13 protein-coding genes are annotated in these 13,826 nt (G+C 73.7%); 10 read left to right on the plus strand and 3 right to left on the minus strand.

Annotated elements, in window-relative coordinates:
- The first annotated feature begins 205 nt into the window (after positions 1-205).
- From BMW85_RS39695 to BMW85_RS39720, 6 genes are all read left to right on the plus strand, one after another.
- Positions 206-1,330 carry a PucR family transcriptional regulator gene (locus tag BMW85_RS39695; protein WP_091092157.1) on the plus strand — a complete coding sequence of 375 codons (1,125 nt, stop codon included), beginning with the start codon at positions 206-208 and terminating at the stop codon, positions 1,328-1,330.
- Positions 1,331-1,433: 103 nt separating this feature from the next.
- Positions 1,434-2,330 (plus strand): ACP S-malonyltransferase, encoded by an 897-nt coding sequence (locus tag BMW85_RS39700; protein ID WP_091092278.1) that lies wholly within the window; start codon positions 1,434-1,436, stop codon positions 2,328-2,330.
- A complete protein-coding gene (locus BMW85_RS39705) occupies positions 2,327-3,283 on the plus strand; it encodes a beta-ketoacyl-ACP synthase III (protein WP_091092158.1) in 957 nt (318 codons plus the stop codon). Before BMW85_RS39700 ends, BMW85_RS39705 begins: the two co-directional genes overlap by 4 nt.
- Positions 3,284-3,357: 74 nt before the next feature.
- Positions 3,358-3,597: an acyl carrier protein gene (locus tag BMW85_RS39710; RefSeq protein WP_091092160.1), complete on the plus strand. Its 240-nt coding sequence runs from the start codon at positions 3,358-3,360 to the stop codon at positions 3,595-3,597.
- A 44-nt stretch (positions 3,598-3,641) separates the two neighbouring features.
- The gene (fabF, locus tag BMW85_RS39715; RefSeq protein ID WP_091092161.1) at positions 3,642-4,874 is read left to right on the plus strand and encodes a beta-ketoacyl-ACP synthase II; all 1,233 of its coding nucleotides are present in this window, start codon (positions 3,642-3,644) and stop codon (positions 4,872-4,874) included.
- Positions 4,875-6,299 carry an acyl-CoA carboxylase subunit beta gene (locus BMW85_RS39720; RefSeq protein WP_091092162.1) on the plus strand — a complete coding sequence of 475 codons (1,425 nt, stop codon included), beginning with the start codon at positions 4,875-4,877 and terminating at the stop codon, positions 6,297-6,299.
- 190 nt (positions 6,300-6,489) lie between these two features.
- Here the strand turns inward: BMW85_RS39720 and BMW85_RS39725 are convergent, their stop codons facing one another.
- A complete protein-coding gene (locus BMW85_RS39725) occupies positions 6,490-6,984 on the minus strand; it encodes a DUF3145 domain-containing protein (protein ID WP_091092164.1) in 495 nt (164 codons plus the stop codon).
- A 176-nt stretch (positions 6,985-7,160) separates the two neighbouring features.
- Here BMW85_RS39725 and BMW85_RS39730 point away from each other — a divergent pair, with 176 nt between their 5' ends.
- From BMW85_RS39730 to BMW85_RS39745, 4 genes are all read left to right on the plus strand, one after another.
- The gene (locus tag BMW85_RS39730; protein WP_091092165.1) at positions 7,161-8,174 is read left to right on the plus strand and encodes a S8 family peptidase; all 1,014 of its coding nucleotides are present in this window, start codon (positions 7,161-7,163) and stop codon (positions 8,172-8,174) included.
- A gap of 72 nt (positions 8,175-8,246) precedes the next feature.
- The gene (locus BMW85_RS39735; RefSeq protein ID WP_245775330.1) at positions 8,247-8,786 is read left to right on the plus strand and encodes an RNA polymerase sigma factor; all 540 of its coding nucleotides are present in this window, start codon (positions 8,247-8,249) and stop codon (positions 8,784-8,786) included.
- Positions 8,783-9,235, plus strand: a complete 453-nt coding sequence (locus tag BMW85_RS39740) for a hypothetical protein (RefSeq protein WP_091092167.1) — start codon at positions 8,783-8,785, stop codon at positions 9,233-9,235. Before BMW85_RS39735 ends, BMW85_RS39740 begins: the two co-directional genes overlap by 4 nt.
- A 76-nt stretch (positions 9,236-9,311) precedes the next feature.
- Positions 9,312-11,816, plus strand: a complete 2,505-nt coding sequence (locus BMW85_RS39745; protein WP_091092168.1) for a CHAT domain-containing protein — start codon at positions 9,312-9,314, stop codon at positions 11,814-11,816.
- A 43-nt stretch (positions 11,817-11,859) separates the two neighbouring features.
- Here the strand turns inward: BMW85_RS39745 and BMW85_RS39750 are convergent, their stop codons facing one another.
- Positions 11,860-12,681 (minus strand): sulfurtransferase, encoded by an 822-nt coding sequence (locus BMW85_RS39750; protein ID WP_091092170.1) that lies wholly within the window; start codon positions 12,679-12,681, stop codon positions 11,860-11,862.
- Complete coding sequence (locus BMW85_RS39755) at positions 12,678-13,802, minus strand: alkaline phosphatase family protein (protein WP_177241119.1); 1,125 nt, start codon at positions 13,800-13,802, stop codon at positions 12,678-12,680. Before BMW85_RS39755 ends, BMW85_RS39750 begins: the two co-directional genes overlap by 4 nt.
- Positions 13,803-13,826 lie beyond the last annotated feature (24 nt).

Raw genomic sequence — 13,826 nt, forward strand, 5'->3', positions numbered from 1 at the left:
GTCGCCGTGATCTGAGTCGCCGTGATCTGAAGTCGCCGTGATCTGAAGTCGCCGTGATCTGAAGTCGCCGTGATCTGAGCACGGGCCGCGCGACCCGCGGGGCGCGCGCGGCCACCGACGTCGCGTTCATCGCGAGCCACCTGGCACTCTAGAGTGCGTGACAGACCGGACCCGGGAGGACACCACACGCAGGCTTGAGCGGGCCATGGGCTCGCTCGGCACCGCGGCGCTGGCCCGCATGGACGAGCAGCTTCCCTGGTTCCGCGCGCTCAGCGCCGAGGACCGCTCCTGGGTGGGGCTCGTCGCGCAGGCCGGCATCGCGGCGTTCGTCGAGTGGTTCTCGAGCGCCGGGGAGGACCGGCCGACGCCCAGCATCGAGTTCTTCGGCACGGCTCCGCGCGAGCTCAAGCGCTCGATCTCGCTGCAGCAGACCGTCGACATCGTGCGCGTCGTGGTCGAGGTCGTCGAGGCGCAGACCCACGAGCTGGCCGCGCCCGGCGGCGAGGACCAGCTCCAGCAGGCCATGCTGCGCTACACCCGCGACGTGGCCTTCGCCGCCGCGCACGTCTACGCCCGCGAGGCCGAGGCGCGCGGCTCGTGGGACGCCCGGCTGGAGGCGCTGATCGTGGACGCCCTGGTCCGGGGCGAGGTCGACGACGGACTCCACTCCTGGGCCGCGGCGCTCGGCTGGACCTCCTCCCCCGTGGTCGTCATCGCCGGCCACGCCCCCGAGGGCGACCCCCGCGCGGTCATCGACGGGCTGCGCGAACGTGGCCGGCGCATCGGCATGGACCTGCTGGCCGGCGTGCAAGCCGACCGGCTCGTCGTGATCGTCGGCGGGGCCGACAACGTCAACGCCGCCGCCAAGCAGGTCGTGGCCCGCTTCGGCATGGGGCCCGTCGTGATCGGCCCCGAGGTGCCCGACCTGCACGCCGCCCCCCGGTCCGCGCGGGCCGCGCTGGCCGGGCTGAAGGCCTCGGCGGGCTGGCCCGACGCGCCCCGGCCGGTGCACGCCGAGGACCTGCTGGCCGAACGGGCGCTCGACGGCGACGAGGACGCCAGGGAGCAGCTCATCGAGAACGTCTACCTGCCGCTGGCCGGCACGCCGCTGCTCGACACGCTGGCGACCTATCTGGAGCAGGGCACGTCGCTGGAGGCGACCGCGCGGCTGCTCTTCGTCCATCCCAACACCGTGCGCTACCGGTTGAAGAAGATCACCGAGCTGACCGGCTACCAGCCCACGGAGGGCCGCTCGGCCTTCACGCTCCAGGTCGGACTGATCCTCGGCAGGCTCGCGGAAGCGGCCGTTACATGGCGACCCCTAACGTAATCGGCCCGAAATCCTCACTGTGGGGTTCCTACAAATAAGCCTGGACAAAGTTCGTATGGATCTCCAGCCGCGTGTCGAACCTCTACAGGGCATGGTGGAATGCGTGCTTGTACTCGTCGCTCCGGGCCAAGGTGCCCAAACTCCAGGCTTCCTCGCTCCCTGGCTCGAGCTGCCCGGTCTGGCCGACCGGCTCGGCGCCTGGTCGGAGGTCGCCGGGATCGACCTGATCGCCTATGGCACGACCGCCGGCGCCGACGAGATCCGTGACACGGCCGTCGCCCAGCCGCTGCTCGTGGCCGCCGCGCTCGCCTCGGCCGAGGCTCTGGGCGTGCAGCCCGACGTGCTCGCCGGCCACAGCGTGGGCGAGTTCGCCGCGGCCGCGCTGGCCGGGGTGCTCACGGCCGAACAGGCGCTCGCCCTCGTCCGCGAGCGCGCCCAGGCCATGGCCAAGGCCGCGGCGATCACCGAGACCGGCATGACCGCCGTGCTCGGCGGCGCCGAGGACGAGGTGCTGGCCGCCATCGACCGTCACGGGCTCACGCCCGCCAACATCAACGGCGCCGGCCAGATCGTCGCCGGGGGCACGCTGGAGCAGCTCGCGGCGTTCGCGGAGGACGCCCCGGCCCGCGCCAGGCTGCGCCCCCTGTCCGTGGCGGGCGCCTTCCACACCCGGCACATGGCGACGGCCGTGGAGAGCCTGCGCGCCGCCGCCGAGGGTGTCACGCCCGCCGACCCGCGGGTGACGCTGCTGTCCAACGCCGACGGCCGGCCGGTCACCGCCGGCACCGAGTTCGTCGAACGCCTGGTCAAGCAGGTCAGCAGCCCCGTCCGGTGGGACGCCTGCATGGAGACCATGGCCTCGCTCGGCGTCACCCGGATGATCGAGCTGCTGCCCGGCGGCACGCTGACCGGCCTCGCCAAGCGCGGGCTGCGCGGCGTCCAGACCGTGGCGCTGAAGACCCCAGACGACCTCGAAGCGGCCAGGGAGCTGATCAAGTGAGAATTCCCGACATCGCCCCCGGCGCCCGGGTGCTGGCGCTCGGCCATTACCAGCCGGCCAACGTCGTCACCAACGACGACCTCGCCAGGACCATCGACACCAACGACGAGTGGATCCAGTCACGCGTCGGCATCAAGGAGCGCAGGGTCGCCCCCGCGGGCGAGTCGGTCGAGGACATGGCCGCCATCGCGGGCGGCAAGGCGCTCGCCGCGAGCGGGCTGTCGCCCGACGACGTCGACCTGGTGATCGTCGCCACCTGCACGCTGGAGACTCAGATCCCCAACGCCGCGGCCATCGTGGCGCACCGCCTCGGCATCACCTCGCCGGGCGCGTTCGACGTCAACGCCGCCTGCGCGGGCTTCTGCTACGCGCTCGCCACCGCCAGCGCCGCCGTACGCGGTGGTTCGGCCAGGAACGTCCTGGTCATCGGGAGCGAGAAGCTGTCGCAGTGGGTCGACTGGACCGACCGCTCCACCGCCGTGATCTTCGCGGACGGCGCGGGCGCCGCGGTCGTCGGCCCCGCCGAGACCCCCGGCATCGGCCCCGTGGTGTGGGGCAGCGCCGGCGACAAGTCCGAGGCGATCCAGATCCAGGACCGCACGACCTTCCTCCACCAGGAGGGGCAGACGGTCTTCCGCTGGGCCACCACCGCGCTGCACCCGGTGGCGCTGGAGGCCTGCGAGCGGGCGGGCGTCGACCCGTCCGAGCTGTCGGCCTTCGTCCCCCATCAGGCCAACTTGCGCATCATCGAGGCGATCGCCCGTAAGCTGGGCGCCGAGAAGGCTGCGGTGGCACGCGACATCGTCACCGCCGGCAACACCTCCGCCGCCTCCATCCCGCTCGCGCTCTCGCGCATGCTGGAGCGCGGCGAGGTGCAGTCCGGCGGGCTGGCACTCGTGCTGGGTTTCGGCGCGGGGCTCACGTACGCGGGCCAAGTGATCGAGATCCCGTAGGATCCCGCCCGCACCACTCGCTTGCGCGGTCCACGACCGCGCGGATCCAAGAAAGATCAAAGGAGAAGAACGACATGGCTGCCAACGAGCAGGACATCCTTGCGGGCCTCGGCAAGATCATCAACGAGATCACCGGCATCCCGGCCTCCGAGGTGACCCCCGAGAAGAGCTTCGTGGACGACCTCGACATCGACTCCCTGTCCATGGTCGAGATCGCCGTGGCCGCCCAGGACGAGTTCGGCGTCGAGATCCCCGACGACCAGCTCAAGAACCTGAAGACGGTCAAGGACGTCCTCAACTTCATCCAGGGCTGAAACCACCGCAGTACGCAACTGATCACCAGCAAGGAGCGCGAAACGTGAGTGCGAACCGGGTACGTGTCGTCGTCACCGGGCTTGGCGCGACGACGCCCGTCGGTGGAGACGTCACCTCGACCTGGGCGGCGCTCCTCGCCGGTCAGTCGGGTGTCGAGACCCTCACCGCGGACTGGATCGACACCGTCCCCGTGAGGTTCGCGGGGACGGCCGCCGTCGATCCGGCCGAGGTGCTGCCCCGGCCCGAGGCCCGCAGGCTCGACCGCAGCGAGCAGTTCGCGTTGGTGGCCGCGCGGGAGGCCTGGCAGGACGCCGGCGCTCCCCAGGTGGCTCCCGAGCGGCTGGGCGTCGTGGTCTCCAGCGGCATCGGCGGCATCACCACCACGCTCAACGCCTACGACACCTACCGTGAGCGGGGCTGGAACCGCCTGTCGCCGTTCACCGTGCCCATGCTCATGCCCAACGGCCCGGCCGCCTGGATCGGCCTCGACCTGGGCGCTCAGGCGGGCGTGCACGCCACCGTCTCGGCGTGCGCCTCCGGCGCCGAGGCCATCGGCAGCGCCATGGACATGATCAGGGCCGGCCGCGCCGACGTCGTGGTGGCCGGCGGCACCGAGGCCGCCATCCACGGGCTCAACATCGCGGCCTTCGCCGCCGCGCGGGCCATGTCCACCCGCAACGACGACCCGGCCGGCGCGTCCCGCCCCTGGGACCGCGACCGCGACGGGTTCGTGCTCGGCGAGGGCGCCGGCATCGTCGTGCTGGAGTCCGAGGAGCACGCCAGGGCGCGCGGCGCGCGCGTCTACGCCTACTGCGCGGGCGTCGGCTACTCCGCCGACGCGCACCACATCACCCAGCCCGAGCCCGAGGGCCGGGGCATCATCATGGCCATGACCCAGGCGCTCAACAACGCGGGCGTCTCCGGCCAGGACATCAAGCACGTCAACGCGCACGCCACCTCCACCCCGGCGGGCGACGTCGGCGAGGCCCAGGCGATCGCCAAGGCCATCGGCACGCACCCGCTGGTCACCTCGACCAAGTCCATGACCGGGCACCTGCTCGGCGGCGCGGGCGGCATCGAGTCCGTCTTCACGATCAAGGCGCTGCAGGACCGGATCGTCCCCGCCACCATCAACCTGCACGACCTCGACGACGGCATCGAGGTGGATCTCGTCCACGGCGAGAATCGCAAGCTGCCCGAAGGCGACATCGCCGCGGTCAACAACTCGTTCGGCTTCGGCGGGCACAACGTGTCCGTCGTGTTCAAGGGGGCTTAAATGACCGTGCTCGACAACGGGGTGATGGCATCCGGCTCCGAACAGGAGCCCGCCGATCCCCGTGACCCACTCGTCCGCCTGTCGGCCCTGCTCGACGAGGGCTCGCTGCGGCTGATCACCCCGGAGGACAAGAGCGGCGTCCTCGCCGCCATGGGCCGCGTCGAAGGCGTGCCCGTCGTCTCCTTCTGCAGTGACGCCCGCTTCCAGGGCGGTGCGATGGGCAGCGAAGGCTGCGAGCACATCGTCCACGCCTACGACGTCGCCGTACGCGAGCGGGTGCCGGTCATCGGCATCTGGCACTCCGGCGGCGCGCGCCTCACCGAGGGCGTCGAGTCGCTGCACGCGGTCGGCAAGGTCTTCGCCGCCATGACCAAGGCGTCCGGCGTCGTCCCGCAGATCTCCGTGGTCGTCGGCCCCGCTGCGGGCGGCGCCGCCTACGGGCCGGCGCTCACCGACCTGGTCATCCTGGCCGACACCGGCCGCATCTTCGTCACCGGCCCCGACGTCGTCCGCAGCGTCACCGGCGAGAACGTCGACGCCGCCGCCCTCGGCGGCCCCGAGCCGCACAGCAAGCGCAGCGGCGTCGTGCACGTCGTCACCAAGACCGAGACCGACGCCTACGTCAGGGCGCGCCAGCTCGCCACGCTCCTCGGCCACCAGGGGCGGGTGCGCGCGGGAGAAATCGAGGAAGTGGACTTCTCCACGCTGCTGCCGGAGTCCGCGCGACGGGCCTACGACGTCAAGCCGCTCGTCAACGGCCTGCTCGACGAGCCCGGCATCGAGCTGCACCCCAAGTGGGCGCCGAACGTCGTCACCTCGCTCGGCCGCCTCGGGGGCAGGACCGTCGGCGTGATCGCCAACAACCCGATGCGGCTCGGCGGCTGCCTCGACGCCACGTCCGCCGAGAAGGCCGCCCGGTTCGTACGCATGTGTGACGCGTTCGGCGTGCCGTTGGTTGTCCTGGTGGACGTTCCCGGTTACCTTCCGGGCGTCGGGCAGGAGCACGACGGCGTCGTACGGCGCGGAGCCAAGCTCCTGCACGCCTTCGCCGAGGCCTCGGTGCCGCGCGTCACGCTCGTCACGCGCAAGGCGTACGGCGGGGCGTACATCGCGATGAACTCCCGCGCACTCGGCGCCACCAAGGTCTTCGCCTGGCCGACGACCGAGGTCGCGGTCATGGGGCCCGTGGCGGCGGTGCGCATCCTCAAGCGGCGCGAGCTGGCCGCCGCGCCCGAGGAGGAGCGGGCGTCGCTGGAGGAGCGGCTGGCCGAGGAGCACCAGAAGCTGGCCGGCGGGCTCGAACGCGCTCAGCAGCTCGGGGTCATCGACGAGGTGATCGACCCCGGGGAGACGCGCGGCGCCATCGCCAAGGTCCTCGCCCAGGCCACCCCCGCCCGGGGCGCCCACGGCAACATCCCCCTGTAACACTGACTTTTCCGAAAGGCCCCGCACCGCCCTCTTCCGGACGGCAAGTGCGGGGCTTTTCCGCGTCCTGGGCAGCGGCGGGCCCCGCACAGCCCAAAAGGTCCTGCGCAGGCTAAAAGCCCCACACCCCAAAAGGCCCCGCACCGGCGATCGGTGGGGGCCTTTTGCAGGGAGGTCGGGTGGGCGCCGGTCAGACGGCGGCGTGCAGCCAGCGGACGGGAGCGCCGTCCCCGGCGTACCGGAAGGGCTCCAGCTCCTCGTCCCACGGCCGGCCGAGCAGCTTGTCGAGCTCCTCCTCAAGCACGCACCGCCCCTGGGCGGCCAGCATCATCGCGGCCCGGAGCCGGTCCTCGGGCACCATGATGTCGCCGTTGACCCCGATGACCGCCGTGAAGGCGCCCAGGGTCGGCGTATAGCAGTGCCGGGACCCGTCCACGCCGGGCGAGGCGTCCTCGGTGATCTCGAACCTGAGCCGCTGCCAGCCCATGAGGGAGGAGGCGATGGCGGCCGCGATGCCGGGCCTGCCCTCCCACTCGGCCTGCGCGCGTACGACGTTGGGCGCGGCGGGCTGCGGCGTCCACGTCAGGTCTACGGGCACGCCAAGGACACCCGCGACCGCCCATTCGATATGAGGGCACAGCGCGGGCTGAGCCGAGTGGACGTAAAGGACGCCACGAGCAGACACCGGACCTCCCGTTCGGTACGAGGTGCGCCTTCCCCAACGGCCTCGCACATAGGGATGATCACAAGTGACTAGGGAGAGACTACCGTCGGTCGCCATCCGGCACCAGTGGGGGGCCATACCAAGTTGGTGCGGGAGTGTCGCGTGACACCTGGTGCAGGCGGGAAACATACGTCGCCATGAACTTCCAATCTGTCGGCGAGGCGCTCATCCGGCCAGGTCAGCTGCTGGGCGACCGGAGCACGCTGTCCGCCGTCGCCCGCTGGACCCAGGCAGTCTCCGAGGCGGACGGTGTCTGTGTCGCGCACCTGTCCCCCGGGGTGGATCCCTGCGAGCTCGCCTCCGAGCTGCACGCGCGGGGCATGCGGGCCTCCCCCAATCACGTGTTCCGCGGCCAGCCGCTGTTCTTCGGCGGCCCTGCGTCAAGGCCGTTCCCGGTGGAGCCGATCCCGTACCGGCCGGTCAGGAACCGTTCCGCGGCGACGGTGGCGGTGCTCGACACGGGCGTGGCCAAGCATCCGTGGTGGTCGGGCGCGGAGTGGTACGCCCGCGTGGCACCGGAGGACGCCGACGCGGGCGAGGGACAGCAGGCGGGGCACGGGACGTTCATCGCGGGCCTGCTGGCGCGCCTGGCGCCCGGCGTGTCGCTGCGCGTGCGGCGGGTGCTGGACTGCGACGGCATCGGCGACGAGGCGAGCGTGATCCGCGCGCTGCACCGGCTGCGCGAGGACCCGCCCGACGTGATCAACCTGTCCTTCGGCGGCCACACCTTCGACGACCGGCCGCCGCCCCTGCTGAACGACGCGATCGCGGCGCTGAGCGACACCGTGACGGTGGCCTGCGCCGGCAACACCGCCTCCGACCGCCCGTTCTGGCCGGCGGCGCTGCCCGCCGTGGTCGGCGTGGCGGCGCTGGAGTCGACGGAGCGGCGGCGGGCCCCCTACTCCGGGTACGGCACCTGGGTGGACGCCTGCGCGCGCGGCGACTGGCTGGAGAGCAGCTATCTGGACCTCGGCGAGTTCGGCGGGTTCGCGACGTGGAGCGGCACGTCGTTCGCCGCGGCGCTGGTGTCGGGGACGATCGCGGCCGCGGCCGTCGCCGAGCCGGCCAAGGACGTGGCGTGGCGGCTGCTCGACGGGGAGGAGGCCCGGCAAATTCCCGATCTGGGAGTTGTCGTTCCGGCGAGTCTGTAGAGTTTACGCTCAGTCCACGTTCGATCACGGGGAGGAATGATCGCCTCCCCGGCCTGACGTGAAGGAGTCCCCGTGCACCCCCAGCGCGCCCCAGCGGAGCTGCTGCGAGCCGCCGCCGACGGTGACCGGTCGGCGTGGGACGCGCTCGAGGCCGCGTACGGCCCCCTCATGTGGGCGGTGGCCCGCGCCAGCGGGCTCGGCGCCGCCGACGCCGCCGACGTGGTGCAGGGCGGCTGGCTGCGGCTGCTGCAGCGCCTGGAGGACATCAGGGAGCCCGAACGTCTGGGCTCGTGGCTGGCCACGGTCGTGCGCCGCGAGGCGCTGCAGGTCCTGCGCGAGGGCAGCCGTTCCGGCGTCCACGTCCTGGCGACGGTCGAGGAGCCCGAGCCCGGCGCCGCCGTCCTCGGCGACGACGACCGGCAGTTGCTCTGGAAGGCGGTCTCCACCATGCACGAGCCCTGCCGCACTCTGCTCCAGCTGGTCGCGATCGACCTCGGGAGCCGGCAGACCGCGGCCCGGCTCGGGCTGCCCATCGGCAGCGTCGGCCCCACCCGGGCCCGCTGCCTGGAAAAACTGCGCACTCTGATCTCATCTCAGGAGATGGCGCAATGATCGACGACGAATACTTCCTGGCGGCGCTCCGGCTGGCCGCCGGTGCCGATCCGCCCCCGGCCCACGTGGCCGCCGCCGCGCGCGAGGTCTACGGCCTGCGCGTCGCGGGCTCGCTGACCGCCGCCCCGGTCGCCGAGGCGGCGCTCACCGGCGCGGGGGCGCGCGGCGACGACGGCTCGCACCTGGTGCGGTTCGTCGCCGACGGGCTGACGTTCGACCTGGAGGTGACGGTCGGCGACGGGCTCATCGACGTGGCCGGGCAGGTGCTCCCCCACCCGGGTGAGGACACGCTCGTCGACGTACGCACCCCGCATCTGACGTTGTCCCGGCGGATCAGCCGCAACGGCTGCTTCGCGGCCACCGGGGTGCCTCCGGGCTGGCTCAGCGTGGTCTGCCACCGGCCGGGGCACGCGCCCGTACAGACCCGCTGGGTGCGCATCCGCCCGTGATCCACCCGGCCCCCTGGATCCGCAGCCCTGACGGGAGGGGCATGTCCTCAGCCGACCGTCACCATCATGGCCGGCCATGAGCGACGCCCCCTGTCCCCTCGTCGAGGCGGCCGAGGCCGCCATGCTGCGTTCGCTGGTCGATCCCGAGCACGCCCTGCGCGCCGCCGGCACGGTGCTCGCCGCCGCCCGCCGGGCCGGCGCCCACGAGGCCGAGGCCGTGGCGCTGCGGGCCATGGCGCTGGCCGACCGCGAGCTGGGCGACCTCGACAGCGCCGAGCACCACCTGCGGGCCGCGATCGCCGTGCCGGGCGCGCCGCGCGAGCGGGTGGCGCAGGCACGGCTGTCGCTGGTCACCGTACGCACCGAGCTCGGCCACCCGCTCCAGGCCCTCCGCGTGGCCGCCCTGGCCTGGGCCTACCTGCGCCCGCTCGACCGGGCCAAGCTCGACACCCAGCGCGCGGTCGCGCTCGCCCACCTGGGCCGCCACCAGGAGGCCATCGCCTCCTGCGACCGGGCGCTGCGCGCCCTGGTGCACGCCCCCGGCACCGTGGACGACCGCAGGTTCCTCGCCGGCGGGCTGCTCAACCGGGGCCTGGTGCGCTGCTGGCGGGGCGAGTGGGAGGCAGCCATGCGCGACCTCACCGCGTGCCTGGAGATCTCCCAGCACGCGGGCCTGCGCCACCTCGCCCGGCTCTCGGCCGCCAACCTGCCCTTCCTCGCCGTACGCAGGGGCGACATCGCCGGCGCCTTCCACTACTACCGGGAGGCCGAGGACACGCTGTTCGGCTATCCGGAGCGCCTCGCGACCATGCGGGCCGACTTCGCCGGCGCCCTGCTGGCGGCGCACCTGCCCGGCGAGGCCAGGGCGATGCTCGACCTGGCCGTGCCCGACCTGGAGTCCTGCGGGGCGCGGGTGGCGCTCGCCGAGGCGCGGCTCAAGCTGGCCCAGGTCGAGCTGCTCACCGGCGACCCGCACCGGGCGCTGCAGGTCGGCGAGCAGGCGGCGGAGGAGCTGGCCGGGCAGGAACGCACCTCGTGGCTGCCGCTGGCCAGAGAGGTCGTGCTGCGCTCGCGCCTCGCCCTCGGGCCGGTCACGCCCGAGCTGGTGTCCGACCTGATCGCCTGCGCCGACGAGCTGGAGGACGGTCTCGCCCAGCTCCCCGGAGCGGCGGCGCTCCGGCTCACGGCGGCCGAGGCGGCGCTCGCGGTGGACGACCATCCGGCGGCCTCGGCGCAGCTCGCCCGCCTGACCCGGCACGCGGGCGTGGACGAGCGCCCCGACGAGCCGTTCTTCGGAGGGCGGCTGGCCGGCGAGTGGCAGGTGCCCGCGCCGGTGCGGCAGCACGCGCTGGCGCTGGAGGCGGCGCTGCGCGAGGACGTGCCCGGCGCCTTCCGCGCGGTACGCGAAGGGCTGGCCGAGGTCGGCGAGGGCGTGGAGTGCTTCGACGACCCGTCGGTGCGGGCCCACGCGGCGCGGGCCGGGGAGCGGCTGGCGGCGTTCGGGCTCTCGCTGGCGGTGCGGGACGGCCGGCCGGACGACGTGTTCGAGTGGGCCGAGCGGTGGCGGGCCGTCACGGCGCCCGCGCACGGCTCCCCGGCGCTCGATCCCGAGCGGCTGCGCGCGGAGCTGGGCTCGGGCACCCTGGTGGAGTTCGTGATCGACGGGGAGTCGCTGCTCGCGGTGCTGGTCTGCGGGGATCGGGTGCTGCTGCGCTGGCTGGGCGGGGTGCGGGCGGTCGAGGAGGCGGTCGTACGGCTGCGCTACGCGCTGCGGCGGCACGGCGAGCGGCGCGACTGGTCCGGGTCCGCGGGCCCCGACGGCGCGAACGATCTGGAGGTCGCGGCCCAGGAGGTGGACCGGCTGCTGTTCCGGCCGCTCGACGCCGAGCTGGGCGACGGGCCGCTGGTGGTGGTGCCGGTCGGAGCCCTGCACACGCTGCCCTGGAGCGCGCTGCCCTGCCTGCGCGAACGTCCCGTCGGCGTGGCGGCCAGCGCCGCCGGCTGGCTGCGGGCGCGGGCGCGGCAGGACCGGCGCGGCGAGGACGCACCCCGGGTCGCCGCGGCGGCAGGGCCGGGGCTGACGCACGCGCACGCCGAGGTGGCGCACGTCCTCGCCTGCCATCGCCTCGCCGCCGAGATCCCCGCGCGGGGTGGCCGCGTCCTCGACGCCCTCGGTGAGGTGGACGTGCTGCACCTGGCCGCGCACGGCGTCTTCCACGCCCGCAGCCCTCTGATGTCCGGCATCACCCTGGACGACGGGCTGCTGATGGCCTACGACCTGCTGACGCTGGAGCGGGCGCCGGAGCTGGTGGTGCTGTCGGCGTGCAACTCCGGCATGTCACGCGCACCGGTCGAGGGGGCGCCGCTCGGGCTGCCGGGGACGTTCCTGGCGCAGGGGACGTCGTGCGTGATCGCCGGGATGGTGCCGGTGCAGGACGAGGCGGCGCGGGCGGTGATGAGCACCTTCCACGAGCTCGTCGCGGTCGGGCAGCCACCGGACGCGGCCCTGGCCGCCGCCGCTGCCAAGACCGGCGTGTACGAGTTCACCTGCTTCGGCGCCGGCGACCGGCCACTCTACTGACCGCCCCTCGCTCTACTGACCGGCCGCCCTGCCGGACGTCGTTCTAGTCGCCGGTCGCGACCGGGCGGGCGGGGTCGGTCACCCAGTGGGACCAGGAGCCGGCGTAGAGGGCGGCGGGCAGCCCGGCCAGCTCCAACGCCAGCACCTCGTGCGCCGCCGTCACGCCGGAGCCGCAGTAGGCGCCGGTCGGTACGCCCTCCCCCGCCCCAAGCGCGGCGAAGCGGGCCCGCAGCGCCACCGGGTCGAGGAACCTGCCGTCGGGGCCGACGTTCTCGGTCGTCGGCGCGCTCACCGCGCCCGGGATGTGCCCGGCCACCGGATCGACCGGCTCGACCTCGCCCCTGAACCGCTCCCCCGCCCTCGCATCGAGCAGCACGCCGCCAGTGGCCAGCGCCCCGGCCTCGTCGGCGGTCAGGACCGGCATGCCGCCGGGCCGGGCGGTGAAGTCGCCCTCGGCGACGCCAGGGGCCTCCTTGGTGAGCGGCAGGCCGGCGGCCGTCCAGGCGGGCAGGCCGCCGTCGAGCACGCGTACGTCCTGGTGGCCGAAGTAGCGCAGCGCCCACCAGGCGCGGGCGGCGGAGGTGGAGCCGGCGTCGTCGTAGACGACGACCGGCCGCCCGTCGCGCACCCCGAGACGGCGCATCGCGGCCTGGAACGCCTCCGCGCCGGGCAGCGGGTGCCGCCCGCCACCGCCAGGAGGCGCGGCGAGGTCGTGGTCGAGGTCGCAGAAGACCGCGCCGGGCAGGTGGCCCTCGCGGTAGAGCTCGACGCCCGGCGGGCCGCCGAGCCGCCAGCGGACGTCCAGCAACGTCACGTCGCCGCCGAGCGCGGCGAGGTCGGCGGCGGTGATCAGCGGGCCCGTCACGGGCGTACCTCCAGGAGCGGGACGTTCTGCTCGGCGGCGGTCATCGAGCCGTGGTAGCCGGTGAACAGCGCCTCGATGCGGTGCCGGGAAGGGGCGATGATGGCCAGGCCGTCGTACGGGACCGCCACGACGTCGCCGATGCGCTCCAGCCACTCCTCGCGGACGCGGGGCCCGAACCAGCCGGAGTCCACCGCCTCCTGGCGCGAGACCACCCACGCCTTGCCGTGGAAGGTCTCGGCCCACGCCTCCAGGACGTGGCGGGCGGCGCCCGGCTCGGTGTAGACGTGCCTGGCCCGCGCCTCGCCGCCGAGCAGCGCGACGCCCTCCATCAGCTCGGGGACCTGCTCGGCGTCGACCTTCTCGGTGGCGTTGACCATGCCGTGGTCGGCGGTGACGTAGAGGGCGGAGCCGGACGGCAGTCCCTCGGCCAGCCGGGCGGCCATGTCGTCCACGACGGCGAGCTGGTGCAGCCATTCGTCGCTGCCCCAGCCCGTCATGTGGCCGGCGGCGTCGAGATCGCCGTAGTAGACGGTGACGTGGGCGTGGGGCTCGCGCAGGGCCTCGTGCACGCGGGCGATCCGGTCGTCGACGGTGTCGGCCGCGAGGTAGCGTACGCCGCGGTAGACGGCCCTGGTCAGGCCGGTGTTCTCGAACTCGGCGGGGGCCACGTAGCTCGGCCGGACGCCGGCCTCGGCGGCCCGCTGGTAGACGGTCTTGGCGGGCTGCCACTGCTCGGGGTCCATGCTCTGGCCGCCGGGGAGGCTCCAGCGCAGGCAGTTGAACAGGTGACCGGTGCCGGGGACGGCGAGGGTCAGGCCCAGCATGCCGTGCTCGCCGGGGGTCATGCCGGTGCCGAGCGAGCACAGGCTCGTGACGGTGGTGGCGGGGAATCCGGCCGTGAGCGTGCGGGCGGTCAGGGAGGACAGGAACGGGGCGGCCTCGGGGTGAGCGCGCAGCAGGTCGGCGCCCAGTCCGTCGACGAGGAACAGGCAGACGCTGTCGGCGGGCGCCAGAGTCAGGCGGGCGTTCTCGGGACGGGCGGGCTCGGGGACTCCCAAGGCGGCCAGCAGAGCGCCGGGCAGGTCGGCCAGCGACCCCCCGCCGTAGCCTGGCAGCAGCATGCCCACATCCTAGCCGTACGGGGG

Source organism: Nonomuraea wenchangensis (assembly GCF_900111685.1).
Lineage (GTDB): Bacteria > Actinomycetota > Actinomycetes > Streptosporangiales > Streptosporangiaceae > Nonomuraea > Nonomuraea wenchangensis.

Bases quoted from the DNA above. Each gene is read 5' to 3' on its own strand.
- BMW85_RS39720 (WP_091092162.1), top strand. From the start codon at position 4,875: ATGACCGTGCTCGACAACGGGGTGATGGCATCCGGCTCCGAACAGGAG.
- BMW85_RS39755 (WP_177241119.1), bottom strand. From the start codon at position 13,802: ATGCTGCTGCCAGGCTACGGCGGGGGGTCGCTGGCCGACCTGCCCGGC.
- BMW85_RS39740 (WP_091092167.1), top strand. From the start codon at position 8,783: ATGATCGACGACGAATACTTCCTGGCGGCGCTCCGGCTGGCCGCCGGT.
- BMW85_RS39695 (WP_091092157.1), top strand. From the start codon at position 206: ATGGGCTCGCTCGGCACCGCGGCGCTGGCCCGCATGGACGAGCAGCTT.
- BMW85_RS39730 (WP_091092165.1), top strand. From the start codon at position 7,161: ATGAACTTCCAATCTGTCGGCGAGGCGCTCATCCGGCCAGGTCAGCTG.
- BMW85_RS39710 (WP_091092160.1), top strand. From the start codon at position 3,358: ATGGCTGCCAACGAGCAGGACATCCTTGCGGGCCTCGGCAAGATCATC.
- BMW85_RS39745 (WP_091092168.1), top strand. From the start codon at position 9,312: ATGAGCGACGCCCCCTGTCCCCTCGTCGAGGCGGCCGAGGCCGCCATG.